The organism is Ensifer oleiphilus (assembly GCF_013371465.1).
GTDB classification, from domain to species: Bacteria; Pseudomonadota; Alphaproteobacteria; order Rhizobiales; family Rhizobiaceae; genus Ensifer; species Ensifer oleiphilus.
The window spans coordinates 165341-182141 of sequence record NZ_JABWDU010000006.1 but is presented as its reverse complement, the minus strand read 5'-3'; the positions used below and the strand labels follow the sequence as shown (position 1 = coordinate 182141).

13 protein-coding genes and 1 tRNA gene are annotated in these 16801 nt (G+C 60.9%); 6 read left to right on the top strand and 8 right to left on the bottom strand.

Annotated features, from left to right (window positions below):
• Positions 1–84: 84 nt before the first annotated feature.
• On the top strand, positions 85–762 hold the full coding sequence (locus tag HT585_RS22255; RefSeq protein ID WP_176354980.1) for a peroxiredoxin-like family protein: 678 nt from the start codon (positions 85–87) through the stop codon (positions 760–762).
• Between the two features lie 95 nt (positions 763–857).
• On the opposite strand, the gene HT585_RS31610 is transcribed toward HT585_RS22255, so the two are convergent.
• The 5 genes from HT585_RS31610 to cpdR1 all read right to left on the bottom strand — a co-directional run bounded on the left by HT585_RS31610 (position 858) and on the right by cpdR1 (position 4403).
• On the bottom strand, positions 858–1244 hold the full coding sequence (locus HT585_RS31610; RefSeq protein WP_343214066.1) for an alpha/beta fold hydrolase: 387 nt from the start codon (positions 1242–1244) through the stop codon (positions 858–860).
• A 258-nt stretch (positions 1245–1502) separates the two neighbouring features.
• Positions 1503–2378 (bottom strand): hypothetical protein, encoded by an 876-nt coding sequence (locus tag HT585_RS22245; RefSeq protein WP_176354979.1) that lies wholly within the window; start codon positions 2376–2378, stop codon positions 1503–1505.
• 71 nt (positions 2379–2449) lie between these two features.
• Entirely contained in the window at positions 2450–3262 is an 813-nt protein-coding gene (locus HT585_RS22240; protein ID WP_176354978.1) for a hypothetical protein, read from the bottom strand.
• A 429-nt stretch (positions 3263–3691) separates the two neighbouring features.
• Positions 3692–3766 (bottom strand) — tRNA-Val (locus HT585_RS22235).
• Positions 3767–4040: 274 nt separating this feature from the next.
• Positions 4041–4403, bottom strand: coding sequence for a response regulator CpdR1 (cpdR1, locus tag HT585_RS22230; protein WP_025424823.1), 363 nt, complete (start codon positions 4401–4403; stop codon positions 4041–4043).
• Between the two features lie 195 nt (positions 4404–4598).
• Between cpdR1 and HT585_RS22225 the strand changes: the two genes are divergently transcribed.
• On the top strand, positions 4599–5480 hold the full coding sequence (locus tag HT585_RS22225; RefSeq protein WP_176355129.1) for an N-formylglutamate amidohydrolase: 882 nt from the start codon (positions 4599–4601) through the stop codon (positions 5478–5480).
• Positions 5481–5796: 316 nt separating this feature from the next.
• Positions 5797–6570 carry a histidinol-phosphatase gene (hisN, locus tag HT585_RS22220; RefSeq protein ID WP_176354977.1) on the top strand — a complete coding sequence of 258 codons (774 nt, stop codon included), beginning with the start codon at positions 5797–5799 and terminating at the stop codon, positions 6568–6570.
• Positions 6571–6597: 27 nt separating this feature from the next.
• Here hisN and HT585_RS22215 read toward each other — a convergent pair whose 3' ends face one another.
• Positions 6598–7563, bottom strand: a complete 966-nt coding sequence (locus HT585_RS22215; protein ID WP_176354976.1) for an alpha/beta fold hydrolase — start codon at positions 7561–7563, stop codon at positions 6598–6600.
• Between the two features lie 394 nt (positions 7564–7957).
• Here HT585_RS22215 and HT585_RS22210 point away from each other — a divergent pair, with 394 nt between their 5' ends.
• Positions 7958–8419: an Hsp20 family protein gene (locus tag HT585_RS22210; protein WP_077500592.1), complete on the top strand. Its 462-nt coding sequence runs from the start codon at positions 7958–7960 to the stop codon at positions 8417–8419.
• A gap of 75 nt (positions 8420–8494) precedes the next feature.
• Here the strand turns inward: HT585_RS22210 and HT585_RS22205 are convergent, their stop codons facing one another.
• Positions 8495–9484, bottom strand: coding sequence for a bile acid:sodium symporter family protein (locus HT585_RS22205; RefSeq protein ID WP_176354975.1), 990 nt, complete (start codon positions 9482–9484; stop codon positions 8495–8497).
• A 96-nt stretch (positions 9485–9580) separates the two neighbouring features.
• Here HT585_RS22205 and HT585_RS22200 point away from each other — a divergent pair, with 96 nt between their 5' ends.
• Entirely contained in the window at positions 9581–10438 is an 858-nt protein-coding gene (locus tag HT585_RS22200) for a LysR substrate-binding domain-containing protein (protein ID WP_176354974.1), read from the top strand.
• Positions 10439–10463: 25 nt separating this feature from the next.
• Here the strand turns inward: HT585_RS22200 and HT585_RS22195 are convergent, their stop codons facing one another.
• Positions 10464–11510, bottom strand: coding sequence for a threonine aldolase family protein (locus tag HT585_RS22195; RefSeq protein ID WP_176354973.1), 1047 nt, complete (start codon positions 11508–11510; stop codon positions 10464–10466).
• Between the two features lie 557 nt (positions 11511–12067).
• Between HT585_RS22195 and gltB the strand changes: the two genes are divergently transcribed.
• The gene (gene gltB, locus HT585_RS22190; protein ID WP_176354972.1) at positions 12068–16792 is read left to right on the top strand and encodes a glutamate synthase large subunit; all 4725 of its coding nucleotides are present in this window, start codon (positions 12068–12070) and stop codon (positions 16790–16792) included.
• Positions 16793–16801: the final 9 nt, after the last annotated feature.

Genomic DNA, 16801 nt, shown 5'->3' with positions numbered 1-16801 from the left:
GACGCGACGGTCGCGTTCGCCCCAGCGTTCGACACGTCCGCCCCGCATCGCCGCAACTCACGATCGATACGAGGAGAAGAGATCATGATTGAACACTACAATGGACCGCTACAGCCCGGCGATCGGGCGCCGAACGTGGTTCTTGACGCCATCACCCAGGACGGCCAGATTTCCATCGACGATTTTCGCGGACGCAAGCCGGTCCTGGTCGGCCTGTTCCGTGGTCTGCATTGCCCCTTCTGCCGGCGGCAGATCGCTGCGATGGCGCAGCTCGACGGTGTGCTGCGCGAAAAAGGCATCGAGAGCCTGACGGTCGTCAACACGCCGATCGACCGGGCACGGCTCTATTTCCGCTACCATCCGCTGCCTAACCTGCTGGCGGCTTCCGATCCGGAGCGGGTTTCGCATCGTGCGTTCGGCTTGCCCAATCTTCAGTTCACCGAGGATGAGGACGAATGGCCCCACAAGCTCGCCAAGAAAACCGCCATGGCGATGCTGATCGATATGCCCGGCGAGTTGCCGACCGCGATGGATCCTTGGGCAGCCTCGGCCTTTCTCGACAAGGCGGACGGCTATGAAATCATGCAGGACGACGAACGTATGATCGCCGCCGGCGAGGGCCAGCTCGTCGGCGAGTTCCTGCTCGACCGGGATGGCATCGTGCGCTGGAGCTTTACCGAGGCCACGGCCGACGGGCACAACATGTTCGGCATGCCGCGCCGCGAGGAGCTGATGTCGGCCGCCTCCAACGTCGCCCATTGACGGCGCCTGATTTGCGCCTCGGCCGTTCCCCCTTTAACAATGCGGCCCCGGAGACGGAATGTCCCCGGGTGCCGGCGGTTTCGTCAGGACTGACGTCAGGCGAGCGAGGCAACCGCCTCCTCGATCAGTGCGACGATCTCCGGGGCGTGCGAGGCCAGCGATGCGTGGCTCGCGTCGAGCGTGATCGTCTTCTTCGCCTTGATGCGCTCGGCCATCCACTGTTCGGTTTCCGGCGGGATCATGTTGTCGCGGCTCGACACCTGATACCAGCTTGGCTTCACCTTCCAGGCCGGCGGGCCCGACTTGTCTTCGAAGCAGCGTCCGGCAATCGGCTTCTGCGCGACGGCCATGACCAGCGCTTCGGTCTCGCCGAGATCCTGACCAAAACTCTGCCGGAACGTCGCCTGGTCGAGCCAGAGGAAGCCGTCCTTGTCCGGCCGGATGCTGCCGGCTCCGGAAGGGGGATCGCGGCGGGCGAAGATGCTGCCGAGACTGTCGCCTTAGAAGCCCACCGCGGCGTGAAGGAGCGGAACGAAAAGGATGGCCTGCGACTGGCGGGGCCATCCTTGCGCACGATCCCGACGGATTATCATCGGTGGATCGTTTGCGCGTGCCCTTACATAGCAGCAAAAGCGGAGAATTGTTCCCACAGCCCGCACTCCTTGAAGGTGCGCAATCCTGAAACTTTTCGAGGTGCCGTGATTGCCGCCATGGCGTTGGGGCTTTCGCCCGAAGGTCGATTACCTCTTCGACAAAAGGCGGTGCACCGCTGCGCTGAGTTGTTTGTTCTCCTGCTTCAGGAGTGCAATTCGCTCGACGAGCTCGCTCAGAACAAGCCGAACTGCTTGGGCGTTAGCGAGGCAATTCTCGTCGCTTTCTGCGTGAAGCCCCACGCTCAAGGCACCGTGCAGTGCATTCAACGGATTGTGCCCGTCGATGAGCAGGCCGTGAGGAAGGGCGGTCTTTATTTTTTCCATTGATTTGGAAAAAGAGATCTCCTTTTGAGCCGCTTTAAGCTCCTTTATGAGTTCTCCGGAAGTTCCCAGTGTTTCGCAAACCTTTATAATTTCCTCGAACAGTTCGTTTTTGTGATTCTCAACGACACGGCGGTAGTAGGCGAACGCGGCGATCCCATAACCCAAGTTCTCGCACTGTCTTCCTTTAAGGAACAGGGCGGCATCCTCGTTACCAACCAAGCGCAAAACGCGGTTCGGTACCGGAATGCCAAACGCGGGATGCTCTCCATATTTGTAGAGTGATGCATCGCCTTCGCCCTTAAACACAACGCGAAGCGCGTACTGTTTTGATTGTAGGTTGCAGTCGCCGCAGCGAAAAATAGGATGCGCGTTGCATATCTGCGTCTCCCACATCCAGCTTTCATTTCGGTTTGCTAATCGAAAAGTCCGCTCTCCCTGGCAGTCACGGCAGTGAAGGCGGATTTCTGGATAGGTCAATTTTCGCCGCCTTGACCCGACACTCGCTTCGATTTCCCACGCGCCATTGACCGGCTTTTGTACAGACGGGTGCGTCCGTTCAAGAAACTCCCTTAAGCTGATTGGCTCCTCGGCCGGATTAATCTCATCTTTTTCTGGGGGCGTTGTGTCTACGTCACTCATGTGCTGTCATTTCTCCAAGCAAGTAGTCCAGACTGGCAAATATTCCCGACCGACAGTCGAATGAAGAGAGCCTACCAAACATAATCTCTTGCAGCTAAAGCTTCTTGTCCGCGCTCAATTGCTGCACTGAACGAGTCGGCCCACCCCTCGGGCAGATCAAGTACAAGCGAAAACTTGTATTCTCCAGAAGGCTTACCCTCCGCAAACATGGATCTTAAAAAGCGGGGGAGATCGGGCAACAGTCGGAGGGTGAAGAAGGCACCCTCGGATAGGGCCTTTGATGCATCCTCGAAACCCTCAGGAACGGCTGTGAAAGTCGCGTCTTCTGCAATTGTCAAAAGGTGCTTAGCGGTCTCACCATATAGTCTGCACACGTGGTCGATTTCATTTACATCGCCAGGCGTACCCGAGGGACCCCATGAGTTTTGTAGGTCTTCAATCAGCCCTGAAAGCGCCCGACCAACTTGCAAGAATTCTGCTGGTTTACTTCGCATCCATTGATTGAATCTCTCCGGTTGAAGTAGGATTCTAGTCTTTGTAATTCTCCCAAGCTCTAAGTCACGCCCTCTCCGCACTGTGGGGGCTATGTAATGATCCAGCAATTCACAGGACAGAATGTACTCCCAGTAGTCCGGCTTATCCTTTATAATTTCGCGAATGAACGCGGGTAGATGCCCGAAAGCCTCCAACTCCTTGTCGACAACCAGCATTCGAAGCCTATCACCGGCGCTTCCTAGCTCTGCTAGGTTTTGCTCTTCGTGCGTCTTCTTCCAAAGAAGAAGAAGCTCTACGGAAAAGAGCGCTTGATCCTTGTCGATGTGCCCGTGGCACGTGCGGCAAATCCATATTCCGTTAGATATCGCTGCCCGCTCATGATCACTCATTTCTGACCGATAACGCGCAGACCCGGGCCGCGCACCAAAAATGTGGGCGGCCTCGCCAAGGTTCGATGCTTTGGTCTCGTCCGAGTGCGGCCCAGTTGTGAGCTTACGGCAATCCGGATTGCTGCACCGCAGTGCAGCTCGCTTGGCCAGCGTCTCAATTGTCTTTATTTGGAAGTCCGGCGACAAGATCTAACTCCCCGTTCGAAATAGACGACTTGGGCGTGGCTGATTGTGAACGCCACAGTTTGCACGGCAGAGTCAAGTGCTTGCCGCCGCCCAATGGTAACCTTCGTTGAGATCGGGGAGGCGAAGTGCCGTCACGCGCGGGGTCGCATGGCTCGCAGGTCGTCAGGTTCGATGGACCTTGCGAGCCAAATGTAAAAAGGGCTTCCGATTTCTCGAAAGCCCTTGCTTATCAGCTAATTAGGATGGTGGGCGTGACAGGGATTGAACCTGTGACCCCTACGATGTCAACGTAGTGCTCTCCCGCTGAGCTACACGCCCATCCGATGAGGCGCATAGACCATAGAACCCGCTGTCGCGTCAATAGGGTTTTCGAAGGTTTTTTGACAGAAATTTCGTTGGGCGTTTTCAGCCGACGCGCGCCGCCTTTGGCGACCTGCGGGAAGCCCCGGATTTCCGGGCCTTCCACGTAAGTCACTGAAATGAAAAGACCGCCGAAGATCCCTGTGGATCGCGGCGGTCTATCTGAAATCAGCGCCGGCCCGTCTGAAATGTCGCGGACGGGGAGCGGCAGCTGTGGAAAAAATGTCTGGCCTCAGGCGGCCAGCATCTTGTTGACCTCGTCGACGAGGTCGCGGAGGTGGAAAGGCTTCGACAGCACCTTGGCATCCTTCGGGGCTTTCGAATCCGGGTTCAGCGCCACCGCTGCAAAGCCGGTGATGAACATCACCTTGAGGTCCGGATCGAGTTCGGTCGCCCGGCGGGCAAGCTCGATGCCGTCCATCTCCGGCATGACGATGTCGGTCAGGAGAAGCGAGAAGGGCTCTTCGCGAAGGCGATCGTAGGCGCTGGCGCCGTTGTCATAGGACATGACCTTGTAGCCAGCCTTTTCGAGCGCCTTCACCAGGAAGCGGCGCATATCGTTGTCGTCTTCGGCAAGAAGGATTTTCACAGTCATGAACTCGGCCGTTGCTTCTGTTTATTCATTGCGGATGGATTGCGGCGTTCTATCCAAGCCGCAACGGGGTAAATATCTCGTGAACGCGGCGCGTCAACTCCCGAGAAACCGGAGTGGGCGCACTATGGACACAGAGCCGGCCAACTGGCAACATGATGACAACAGCAAGAACCGCACATGGTAAAAAGGGTTCCGATGGGGGAGATGACGGAGAGGGAGCTGTTTGAGGTTCTGGAACCTGCAAGCCAGCGGATTCCCTTCGTATTCAACTCGCCGCATAGCGGTCGATCTTATCCACAGGCCTTTCTCGATCAGTCGCGCCTCGATGCGCTGGCAATCCGCCGGTCCGAAGATCACTATGTCGATGAGCTGTTCCAGAACGCGACGTTCCTCGGCGCGCCGATGCTTTTGGCGCATTTCCCGCGCGCTTTCCTCGACGTCAATCGAGAGCCTTACGAACTCGACCCGCGCATGTTCGACGGCCCGGTGCCCCCGCACGCCAATATCAGCTCGATGCGGGTGGCAGGCGGCCTTGGCACCGTGCCGCGGCTCGTCGCCGAGAACATGGAAATCTACCGCGGCCGTTTTCCGGTCGAAGAGGCGCTGACGCGGATCGAAACGATCTACAAGCCGTACCACGCCACCTTGCGCAAGCTGATTGCCCGCACGCATGTGCAGTTCGGCCTGTCGGTGCTGATCGATTGTCATTCGATGCCGGGTAATGTGCATCTGCCCGGCAGCGCCCAGCGGCCGGATTTCATCATCGGCGACCGCTACGGCACCAGTGCGGCGGCGGAGCTGTCGCGGATCGCCGTCGATCTCCTGCAGGAGCTCGGCTATACCGTCGCACGCAACAAGCCCTATGCCGGCGGCTTCATCACCGAACACTACGGCCGGCCGAGCCGCGGCCTGCATGCGCTGCAGATCGAGATCAATCGCGGGCTCTATGTCGACGAGACGACGCTCGTCAGGAAACCCGGTTTCGGCGCGCTGGTTGCCGATCTCACCAGTTTCATCGCTTCGCTGGCACGTCATGTCGAAGATTATGGCGCCTATCTGCCGCTTGCCGCCGAATAACGACAGCTTCCCTATCAGACCTCAAAAAGAACCGCGCCATTGGCGCGGTTAAGTCTAGGGAGGAAACACCCAAGGAGGGTATTTACAGTCACGAGTGACTGCATAAAAACCCTAATATTGCACTGCACAATTGTCAAGTTGAACGACTGAAAACTTTTGCAGTGCGGCAAAGGAATTTCACCGAAGCGACGGGGGTTGAAGCGATAGCGATGTTGCGGGCTCAACCGCTGAAAGCCGGGACGCCCCGCCGTTTGCCTTTCTGCGAATTTCGTCTATTCAGATCGTACCTCCGTTTTTCCTCCCCAAAGAGAGTGACATGCTACCTGACCGCTCCTTTTTCGATCGTCTCGCCGATGCCGCCAAGGCGGAAACCCTGCCGCGCTTTCGCATTGGTACGAGCGTCGTCAACAAGATCGAGGGCGGTTTCGATCCCGTGACGGAAGCGGACCAGTCGGCGGAAGCGGCGATCAGGGCCCTGATCGAGCAGAATTTCCCCGATCACGGCATCCTCGGCGAGGAGCATGGCAATGTCGGCCTCGACCGCGAGTATGTCTGGGTGATCGACCCGATCGACGGCACGCGCGCTTTCATCTCCGGCCTGCCCGTCTGGGGCACGCTGGTCGGTCTTTACCGCAACGGCGATGCGGTGATGGGCCTGATGGACCAGCCGTTCACCGGCGAGCGCTTCTTTGCCGATGGCGCGAAGGCGCACTATCGCGGCCCCGACGGCGACAAGGTGCTGTCGACCCGCGCCTGCGACACGCTGTCCGATGCCGTGCTGTTCACGACGTCGCCGCACCTCTACACCGGCGCCAACAAGACCCGCTTCGAGGCGCTGCAGGACAAGGTGAGGCTGTTCCGCTACGGCTGTGATTGTTACGCCTTTGCGTTGCTGGCGGCCGGCCATGTCGACCTGGTGATCGAGTGCGGGCTCAAGCCCTATGACGTCGGTGGCCTGATCCCACTGATCGAGCAGGCTGGCGGCATCGTCACCAACTGGCAGGGCGGACCGGCGGAGATGGGCGGCGAAGTCGTCGCTGCCGGCAGCGCCGCGCTGCATGCGCAGGCACTGGAAATCCTCAAGGGCTGATATCAGCTCAGGTCGGCGTGACCCTTCTCAGGCCGCTTCGCCTTCGTCCTCGTCGTCTTCATCGGGAATGATGAACGCAAGAATGGCCGCCATCGCCTGGGCGCGATAGCGATCCGCTTCGTGTAGCAGTTCGTGGCGCGCACCGTCGATCGGGATCATGTGGGCGGCGCGAAAATTGCGTGCCAGCCATTCGACGGCGATATGCGGCACCAGCCGATCGGCCGTCGGCGCCAGGATAATCGTCGGCAGGGTAATGCGGGTCAGATGTTCGCGGCGCGTGACACGCCGCACCGCGCGAAAGGCTTCGGTCAGCCAGCGCGCCGATGGCGGCCCAAGCCGCAATTCCGGATAGGCATCGGTCAGAGCAAGATTGCGCGCAAAGCGGCGGCGATCGGCCGTCAGTACGTTGTTTTCAAAGGGGCGGTTGCCCTTGTCGGCGTGCAGCGGCAGACGCCCGAGGCCGAGCCAGCGCATCATCGTTGCCATGCTCGCGATGCTGCGTTCGCCGATCACCTGGCCACCGAGGCCAACAAAGGGGGCTAGCACCACCAGGCGATCGATGCGGCTCGAAAGCATCGGGGCGAGGGACAACGCGACCAGCGCGCCCATGGAATGGGCGACAATCGAAAAAGGAAGTCGGGTGTCCGGAAGCACGATCTGCTCGAGGAAGGTGGTCAGATCGCGTTCGTAATCGGAAAAGCGTTCGACATGGCCGCGCCCGGGCTCGGGCAGAAGCCGCTCCGAGCCCGCTTGGCCGCGCCAGTCGAAGGTGGCGACCCACAGGCCGGCAGCGTTGAGGTCCGCGATGGTCTCGAAGTATTTCTCGATCGATTCGTTGCGCCCTTGCAAAAGCACGACGGTGCCGCGCGCCACCGGCGTTTTGGTCTTGAAGATGGCGTAGCGGATCTTGCGGCCGCCGGCTCCGTCGAAGAAGCCCGCCACGTGATTGTCCGGTATCGGATTGTCAGGTGTGGAGCGGAGGATCGTGGTCATGACGGACGAAACCAAGAAAAAGACGCGTTGATCGGGATCATCAGGGATAGGCGGCGGGCCCAGCGCCGTCAAAGAAAAAAGCCGGAAACGGTGGGTGAAATCCGGACGATCACCGTTTCCGGCCGCTGAAGGAGAAGGGACATGTCGCTTCAGCCCCAGGAGATTTCCTCCCAGTGTGGCTGTTCTAACCTTCATGATCTGAACCGCGGCCGAACCGTCCATTCATGCGCCGTTCACCGGACAAGAATCTTGAGATGACATGCCTTGAACTGGCGAAATCGCATTCCCATCTCATGCTCACGGACGCCGATAACGGGTCCGTTCACCGGTCGCGCCGCTGCCTGGATGGGGTGGCAGACCAGATATCGCAAACAGTTGCTCCCAGGAGGACACCATGCGTCACGTTGATTTTTCCCCCCTCTATCGCTCCACCGTCGGCTTCGATCGCCTGTTCACTATGCTTGACAGCCTCGGCCAGCCTGACCAGGCCCAGACCTATCCGCCCTACAACATCGAGCGCACCGGCGAAAATGCTTACCGCATCACCATGGCGGTTGCCGGCTTCGACGAAACCGAACTTTCGATCGAAGCGCGTGAACACACGCTGACGATCAAGGGCGAAAAGAGCGAGGAAAAGGCTGAAGAAAACCAGTTCCTGCATCGCGGCATTGCCAAGCGCGCCTTCGAGCGTCGCTTCCAGCTTGCCGACCATGTGGAGATCAAGTCCGCTTCGCTGAAGAACGGTCTGCTGCACATCGACCTCACCCGCGAGATCCCGGAAGCAGCCAAGCCGCGCCGCATCGACATTACGTCGGTCGCATCGCAGCCGAAGCAGATCGAGGCTCAAAGCCTCTAATCCGTACCTCTCAAGCTTCGAAGAGGCGGCGCCCGAAAGGGCGCCGTTTTCGTTATGGCCTGGCGGGTTCGGACGTTATGTCCGCACGGGTTCGGCGATTGCGTCCGGCTGCTTGCGGGCGGCATAACGCTGGGCGATCACCGCGCAGGCCATCAGCTGGATCTGGTGGAAGAGCATGACCGGTAGCACGATCGCGCCGATGTTCTGGCCGGCGAAGATGGCGCTTGCCATCGGGATGCCGCTCGCGAGGCTCTTCTTCGAGCCGCAGAAGGTAATGGCGATCTCGTCGGCCTGGTTGAAGCCCAAAAGGCGGCTGCCGAACATGGTGACGGCCAGCACCAGCGCCAGCATGACGACCTCGATTACGACCAGCACACCGAGATCTGTAAGCGAAAAGGTCTGCCACAGGCCGGATGTGACTGCCTGGCTGAAGGCGAGATAGACGACCATCAGGATCGAGCCGCGGTCAACGGGCGTAAGCAGCCCCTTGCGCGCCCTGATCCAGCCGCCGATCCACGGCTGCAGCAATTGGCCGGCGATGAACGGCGCCAGCAGTTGCAAGAAGATCTGCTCCAGCGCATCCAGCGACACGCCGCCATGACCGCCGGCGGAAAACAACAGGCCGACCAGAAGCGGCGTCAGAAACATGCCGAAGATGTTGGAGGCGGACGCTGAGCAGATCGCCGCCGGGACATTGCCGCCGGCAACCGACGTAAACGCGATCGACGACTGCACCGTCGAGGGCAGCACGCAGAGGAAGAGGATGCCGGTGTAAAGCGTGGGCGGCAGGACCGACGACGGCACGAAGCCGATCGCAAGGCCGATCAGCGGAAACAGCACGAAGGTCGAGGCCAGGATCGCCAGATGCAGCCGCCAATGCAGGAAGCCGGCGATGACGACGTCGCGCGACAGCCGCGCGCCATGCAGGAAGAAGACGAGGCCCACCGCCACCTTCGTCGCCATGGCGAACCAGACGGTCGCGCTGCCCTGGATCGGCAGCACGGATGCCAGAAGCACGGTGAGAAGTAGAAGCAGGGTGAACGTGTCGGGAAGATAGCGGCGCATGGCTGTCACTGGCTCGATTGAGAAAACACCTTGCCGAGAAATGCCATTATGAAGCAGGATGCAAGGAATAACAGTTATCGCGAAAATGGATAATAAATGCTCGATCTCGTGCAACTGCGCAGCTTCGTCGCGCTCGAACAGATGGGCAGCTTTACCCTTGCCGCGGAGAAGCTGACGCTCGGGCAATCGACCGTCAGCCAGCATATTCAAAGGCTTGAAGCCGCTGTAGGGCGCAAGCTTGTTGCCCGCGATACGCATCGGGTGTCATTGACCACGGACGGTCAGGCCCTGCTAGCGCATGCGCGTTCGATGCTGGCGATCCACGACGAGGTCAAGGCGCTGTTTGCCGAAAGCAGTCTTCGCGGTCGCTTGAGGCTCGGCGTGTCGGAGGATTTCGTCACCAGCCGGCTGCCGGGCGTGCTGGAGGATTTCGTGCGGGCGCATCCGTCGGTGGAACTCGAATTGACGGTGGCGCTGAGCGGTGTGCTCTACCAGATGCAGGATGGCGGCGAGATCGATCTCGTCTTGGCAAAACGCCGGCTCGGCGATCCACGCGGCGAACTGGTCTATCGCGAACCGCTCGTGTGGCTGGCGCGCGATCCCGAGCGCATCAAGCGTGACAGAGTCCTTCCGCTCATCGCCTTTCCGCCGCCGAGCATCACCCGCAGCGTGGCGCTCGAAGTGCTCGACCGGCATCGGCTGCCGTGGCGGATCGTCTGTACCTGCGGCAGCCTCAGCGGGCTGACGGCCGCAGCGCAAGCCGGCATGGGCGTGCTCGTCCAGCCGCGCAGCATGGCGCCCCAGGGTCTCAGGGAACTGCCGACTGGCACCTTGCCGCCGCTGGAAGATGTCGAGTTCGTGCTGGTTCCGAGCAAGGGTGCCGACCAGAAGCTGATCGCGGCGCTGTCGACCGAAATCCTGTCGAAGGTGCGCACGCTGCAGGGCCAGGCCTGAAGCCGGCCCTGCAGGCCGATCCGTCTCAGCAGGCTGCGACGAAGCGGTCGACGTCGTCTGTCTTCGTGGCAAAGCTGGTCACCAGGCGATAGAGGCCCTCATTGGCTGCAAGGCTTCCGGAAAGATCGTGCGGGACCGGCCAATCGTAGAAGACGGCACCTTGCTCTCGCAGCTTTGACGCCACGTCGCTCTTCAGAATGACGAAGACTTCGTTGGCGTCGACTGGCCAGCCGAGGCGGCTCGTGCGCGATGCGGCGATGCCGTCGGCAAGGCGGCGGGCCATGGCGTTGGAATTTCGGGCGAGGTCTAGCCAGAGGTCGCCTTCGAGATAGGCGTCGAACTGGGCGGAGACAAAGCGTGATTTCGAGAACAGCTGCGCCGAGCGCTTGCGCAGGAAGTGCATCTCATGCGCCTTGGAAAGATCGAACAGGACAAGCGCTTCGGCGCACCAGCAGCCGTTCTTCGTGCCGCCGAAGGACACGAGATCCACGCCGCGTTTCCAGGTCATTTCGGCCGGTGTCGCATCGAGGCTGACCAGCGCATTGGCAAAGCGCGCGCCGTCCATGTGCAATGGCAACTTGTGCGCCTTGGCGACGGCTGCGATCGCTTCTATCTCGTCGAGCGAATAGACGGTGCCGCTTTCGGTCGCCTGCGTCAGCGTTACCGCCATCGGTTGGCCGCCATGGACATTGTCGAGCGGGTAGCGGCGAATTTCCACTTCCAGACGCGATGCATCCATCTTGCCGTGTTTTCCGTCGACCGGCTTCAGGCGCGAGCCATGGGTGAAGAATTCGGGAGCGCCGCATTCATCGGCGGTCACATGGGCCTCGCGGTGGCAGAACGCGACGCCGCCGGCGCGGCTGGCGCTGGCAAGAGCCAGCGAATTGGCGGCAGTTCCCGTGCCGACGAAGAAGACGGCGACATCGCGCTCGAAAACGTCGGACAGTTTCTTCTCCACCTTTCGGTCGAGCTCACTGGTGCCGTAGGCGGATGCGTAGCCGTCCGCATGGGTCACGAGGCTCTGGGCGATGGCCGGGTGGGCTCCAGCCCAGTTGTCAGAGGAAAAAATCATCACATGCAGTCCTGTTTTACGGGCGTGTCGGCGTTGTTCGGGCGACCATAACCCACTTCCCGACCGGATCAATCACGGTCTCTGCGGAAGAGGCCAACAGAATACCAGTTTGAAACCAAAATGAAGAAAACTCCGGTTTGTCGTAATTAAATTATAAAACTGGGAAATTTCCGGCAATGTTCGGCAAAATCTCTTCTAATAATTGCTCATATGCCCCTTGCGGAGGGGGACGGTTTCTGGCATAGAGCGCATGAAATAGGACAGTCTTGCTGTCCTATTTCGGTCTAGGGACCGGAACAATCGCCGCAAGTGCCCAAAAAATCGGCAATCGGCGTGTGGCATAGGCAAATCCGCCGGATTTCATCCGGTTGTCAACGCCTGCCATCAGGATGGTCACTGACATCAATGCCTGATGATGCCGTGCATTATTTGCGACCTGATCAGGATCATGAGACGATGAATGCCCCGGCTTTGCGGCATGCGGATGCATGCGACGGAGAGCCATGCGCGGGCGCAGGGATGCCCGGGACGTGCCGGGTTCAACAGGAGGGAAGACGATGACGGATCACACGCCATCACAGCAATCTGGGCTCAACCTCGTACACACTGTTGCGACGGCTGAAAAAACGCCCGTATTCCCGTCTGGCCTGCCGCGAAAACAGGGTCTCTATGATCCGCGCAACGAACACGATGCCTGCGGCGTCGGCTTCGTCGCGCATCTGAAGGGGGAGAAGTCGCACCAGATCGTGCGCGACGGCCTTTTCATGCTCGAAAACCTGACGCACCGCGGTGCCGTCGGTGCCGACCCGCTGATGGGTGATGGCGCCGGCATCCTGGTGCAGATCCCCGACCGCTTCTTCCGCGAGGAAATGGCCAAGCAGGGCGTGACCCTGCCGAAGGCAGGCGAATACGGCGTCGGCTACCTCTTCATGCCGCGTGACGAGAAGCTGATCGCCCACTTCAAGGACGTGATCAACGAAGTCGTCGCCGAGGAAGGCCAGCACGTGCTCGGCTTCCGCGACGTGCCGGTCGACAATTCGTCGCTTTCCAAGGCACCTGAAATCGCCGCCACCGAACCGCACCATGTCCAGGTGTTCATCGGCGCCGGCCGCGACGCCGCCACCAATGCCGAGTTCGAGCGTCGCCTGTTCACGCTGCGCAAGGTGATCTCAAACCGCATCTATGCTGAGGCAGAAGGCGGCGATCTCGGCTTCTACGTCGTGTCGCTGTCGACGCAGACCATCGTCTACAAGGGCATGTTCCTGGCCTACCAGGTCGGCGCCTATTACAAGGATCTGGAGGACGAGCGCTTCCAGTCGGCCGTCGCCCTGGTTCACCAGCGCTTCTCGACCAACACCTTTCCATCGTGGAAGCTTGCGCACCCCTACCGCATGGTCGCCCACAACGGCGAAATCAACACGCTGCGCGGCAACGTCAACTGGATGGCGGCCCGCCAGGCTTCCGTGTCCTCGCCGCTCTTCGGCGACGACATCTCCAAGCTCTGGCCGATCTCCTACGAGGGACAGTCGGACACCGCCTGTTTCGACAACGCTCTCGAATTCCTGGTGCAGGGCGGCTACTCGCTCTCGCATGCGGTGATGATGCTGATCCCCGAAGCCTGGGCCGGCAACCAGCTGATGTCGCCCGAGCGCAAGGCGTTCTACGAATATCATGCAGCGCTGATGGAGCCGTGGGACGGACCGGCAGCGGTCGCCTTCACCGACGGTCGCCAGATCGGCGCGACTCTCGACCGCAATGGTCTGCGTCCGGCCCGTTACATCGTCACCTCTGATGATCGAGTCATCCTCGCTTCGGAAGCCGGCGTGCTTCCGGTCGACGAAAGCAAGATCGTCAAGAAGTGGCGCCTGCAGCCGGGCAAGATGCTGCTGATCGACATGGAACAGGGCCGCATCATCTCCGACGAGGAGGTGAAGTCTTCGCTTGCAACGAAGCACCCTTACAGCAAGTGGCTTGAAGACACCCAGCTGATCCTCGAGGACCTGAAGCCCGTGGAGCCGCGCGCGCTGCGTCGCGACGTTTCCCTCATCGACCGCCAGCAGGCCTTCGGCTACACGCTCGAAGACACCAAGATCCTGATGTCGCCGATGGCAACAACCGGCCAGGAAGCCGTCGGTTCGATGGGCACCGACACGCCGATCTCGGCAATGTCGGACAAGCGCAAGCTGCTCTACACCTACTTCAAGCAGAACTTCGCGCAGGTCACCAACCCGCCGATCGACCCGATCCGCGAAGAGCTGGTGATGAGCCTCGTCTCGTTCATCGGTCCACGCCCGAACCTGCTCGACCATGCCGGCATGGCGCATGCCAAGCGGCTGGAAGTGCGCCAGCCGATCCTGACCAACGGCGATCTCGAAAAGATCCGCTCGATCGGCCACACCGAAGACCGGTTCGACACCAAGACGCTCGACTTCACCTACGACATTTCGCGCGGCGCCGAAGGCATGCCGGAAATGCTCGATCGCCTGTGCGAGAGGGCGGAGGCGGCGGTCAAGGGCGGCTACAACATCATCGTGCTTTCCGACCGCCAGGTCGGTCCGGACCGCGTCGCCATCCCCGCTTTGCTGGCGACGGCTGCCGTGCACCACCACCTGATTCGCAAGGGCTTGCGCACCTCGGTCGGCATCGTGCTTGAATCCGGTGAACCGCGCGAGGTGCACCACTTCTGCCTGCTCGCAGGCTACGGCGCCGAGGCGATCAACCCATACCTCGCCTTCGATACGCTGACCGAAATGCACAAGCGCGGCGACTTCCCCAAGGAAGTCGACGGCAGCGAAGTGGTCTACCGCTACATCAAGGCGGTCGGTAAGGGCATCCTCAAGGTCATGTCCAAGATGGGCATCTCGACCTACCAGTCCTATTGCGGCGCGCAGATCTTCGACGCGGTCGGTCTGTCGTCGAAGCTTGTCGACCAGTTCTTCTTCGGCACCGCAACGACGATCGAGGGCATCGGCCTCGAAGAGATCGCAGCCGAGACCGTCGCCCGTCACAAGGCGGCCTTCGGTGCCGATCCGGTGCTGGCCAACACGCTCGATATCGGCGGCGAATACGCCTACCGCATGCGCGGCGAAAGCCATGCCTGGACACCGGATGCCATTGCGTCGCTGCAGCATGCCGTGCGCGGCAATGCGGAGGATCGCTACCGCGAATTCGCCGAGATGGTGAACACCTCTGCGCTGCGGATGAACACGATCCGTGGCCTGTTCACGGTCAAGAGCGCGGAAGCTGCCGGCCGCAAGCCGATCTCCGTCGACGAGGTGGAATCGGCCGCCGACATCGTCAAGCGTTTCTCGACCGGTGCCATGTCCTTCGGCTCCATCAGCCGCGAGGCGCACACGACGCTGGCGATTGCCATGAACCGGATCGGCGGCAAGTCGAACACCGGTGAAGGCGGCGAGGAAAGCGACCGCTACCTGCCGCTGCCCGACGGCTCGATGAACCCGGAGCGCTCGGCGATCAAACAGATCGCGTCCGGCCGCTTCGGCGTGACCACCGAGTACCTGGTCAATGCCGACATGTTGCAGATCAAGGTGGCCCAGGGCGCCAAGCCCGGCGAAGGCGGCCAGCTGCCCGGCCACAAGGTGGACGCGACCGTCGCCAAGACCCGGCATTCGACGCCGGGCGTCGGCCTGATCTCGCCGCCGCCGCACCATGACATCTACTCGATCGAAGATCTTGCGCAGCTGATCTACGACCTGAAGAACGTCAACCCGGAAGCTGATGTTTCGGTCAAGCTGGTCTCGGAAGTGGGCGTCGGCACGGTTGCGGCCGGTGTCGCCAAGGCACGCGCCGACCACATCACCGTTTCCGGCTTCGACGGCGGCACTGGCGCATCGCCGCTGACCTCCTTGAAGCACGCCGGCAGCCCTTGGGAAATCGGCCTTGCCGAAACCCAACAGACCTTGGTGCTGAACGGTCTTCGTTCGCGCGTGGCGCTCCAGGTCGATGGGGGCCTGAAGACCGGTCGCGATGTCGTCATCGGCGCGCTTCTCGGCGCCGACGAGTTCGGCTTTGCGACCGCCCCGCTGATCGCGGCCGGCTGCATCATGATGCGCAAGTGCCACCTCAACACCTGTCCTGTCGGTGTCGCGACCCAGGATCCGGTGCTGCGCAAGCGCTTCAAGGGCACGGCCGAACACGTCATCAACTACTTCTTCTTCGTTGCCCAAGAAGTGCGCGAAATCCTCGCCTCGCTCGGTGTGCGCAAGCTCGATGAAATCATCGGTGCTTCCGAACTGCTGGAAAAGGACGGCGCGCTCGCGCACTGGAAGGCCAACGGTCTCGATTTCTCGAAGATCTTCCACAAGGTCGATGCTCCCAAGGAAGAGACCTACTGGACCAGCCGCCAGAAGCATCCAATCGACGACGTGCTCGACCGCACGCTGATCGAAAAGGCCAAGGTCGCGCTCGAAACCAAGGCGCCCGTTGCCTTCGAAGCCAAGATCAAGAACGTCGACCGGTCAGCCGGCGCGATGCTTTCGGGTGCACTTGCCAAGCGCTGGGGCCACAAGGGTCTGAAGGACGACACGATCCACGTCACGCTCAAGGGCACGGCGGGCCAGTCGTTCGCCGCATTCCTCGCGCGCGGCATCACCTTCGACCTCGTAGGCGACGGCAACGACTATGTCGGCAAGGGTCTGTCAGGCGGGCGCATCATCGTCCGGCCGCCTGAAAACACCAAAATCGTGCCTGAAGACTCCATCATCGTCGGCAACACCGTGCTTTACGGCGCGATCTCGGGCGAGTGCTACTTCAACGGTGTCGCCGGCGAACGCTTCGCCGTGCGCAACTCCGGCGCTGTTGCCGTCGTCGAAGGCGTGGGTGACCACGGTTGCGAATACATGACAGGCGGTGTCGTCGTCGTTCTCGGCACGACGGGGCGCAACTTCGCGGCCGGCATGTCCGGCGGCGTCGCCTATGTGCTGGATGAGGAAGGCGATTTCGCCCGCCGCTGCAACATGGCGATGGTCGAACTGCAGCCGGTGCCGGAGGAGGACGACATGCTCGAGAAGCTGCATCACCACGGCGGCGACATCATGCACAAGGGCATGGTCGACGTCTCCGGCGATATGACGCGCCATGACGAGGAGCGGCTCTACCAGCTGATCTCCAATCACCTGCACCACACGGGTTCGCCCCGGGCAAAGGCGATCCTCGACCATTGGGCAGACTACCGGCCGAAGTTCCGCAAGGTCATGCCGGTCGAATATCGTCGTGCGCTCGAAGACATGGAACGTATGAAAATGGCAGAGGCGGCCGAATAGAGGCCCCGG

Bases quoted from the DNA above. Each gene is read 5' to 3' on its own strand.
- HT585_RS22240 (WP_176354978.1), bottom strand. From the start codon at position 3,262: ATGAGTGATCATGAGCGGGCAGCGATATCTAACGGAATATGGATTTGC.
- HT585_RS22225 (WP_176355129.1), top strand. From the start codon at position 4,599: ATGGGGGAGATGACGGAGAGGGAGCTGTTTGAGGTTCTGGAACCTGCA.
- HT585_RS22245 (WP_176354979.1), bottom strand. From the start codon at position 2,378: ATGAGTGACGTAGACACAACGCCCCCAGAAAAAGATGAGATTAATCCG.
- gltB (WP_176354972.1), top strand. From the start codon at position 12,068: ATGACGGATCACACGCCATCACAGCAATCTGGGCTCAACCTCGTACAC.
- hisN (WP_176354977.1), top strand. From the start codon at position 5,797: ATGCTACCTGACCGCTCCTTTTTCGATCGTCTCGCCGATGCCGCCAAG.
- HT585_RS22255 (WP_176354980.1), top strand. From the start codon at position 85: ATGATTGAACACTACAATGGACCGCTACAGCCCGGCGATCGGGCGCCG.
- HT585_RS22215 (WP_176354976.1), bottom strand. From the start codon at position 7,563: ATGACCACGATCCTCCGCTCCACACCTGACAATCCGATACCGGACAAT.
- HT585_RS22200 (WP_176354974.1), top strand. From the start codon at position 9,581: ATGCTCGATCTCGTGCAACTGCGCAGCTTCGTCGCGCTCGAACAGATG.
- HT585_RS22205 (WP_176354975.1), bottom strand. From the start codon at position 9,484: ATGCGCCGCTATCTTCCCGACACGTTCACCCTGCTTCTACTTCTCACC.
- cpdR1 (WP_025424823.1), bottom strand. From the start codon at position 4,403: ATGACTGTGAAAATCCTTCTTGCCGAAGACGACAACGATATGCGCCGC.
- HT585_RS22195 (WP_176354973.1), bottom strand. From the start codon at position 11,510: ATGATTTTTTCCTCTGACAACTGGGCTGGAGCCCACCCGGCCATCGCC.
- HT585_RS22210 (WP_077500592.1), top strand. From the start codon at position 7,958: ATGCGTCACGTTGATTTTTCCCCCCTCTATCGCTCCACCGTCGGCTTC.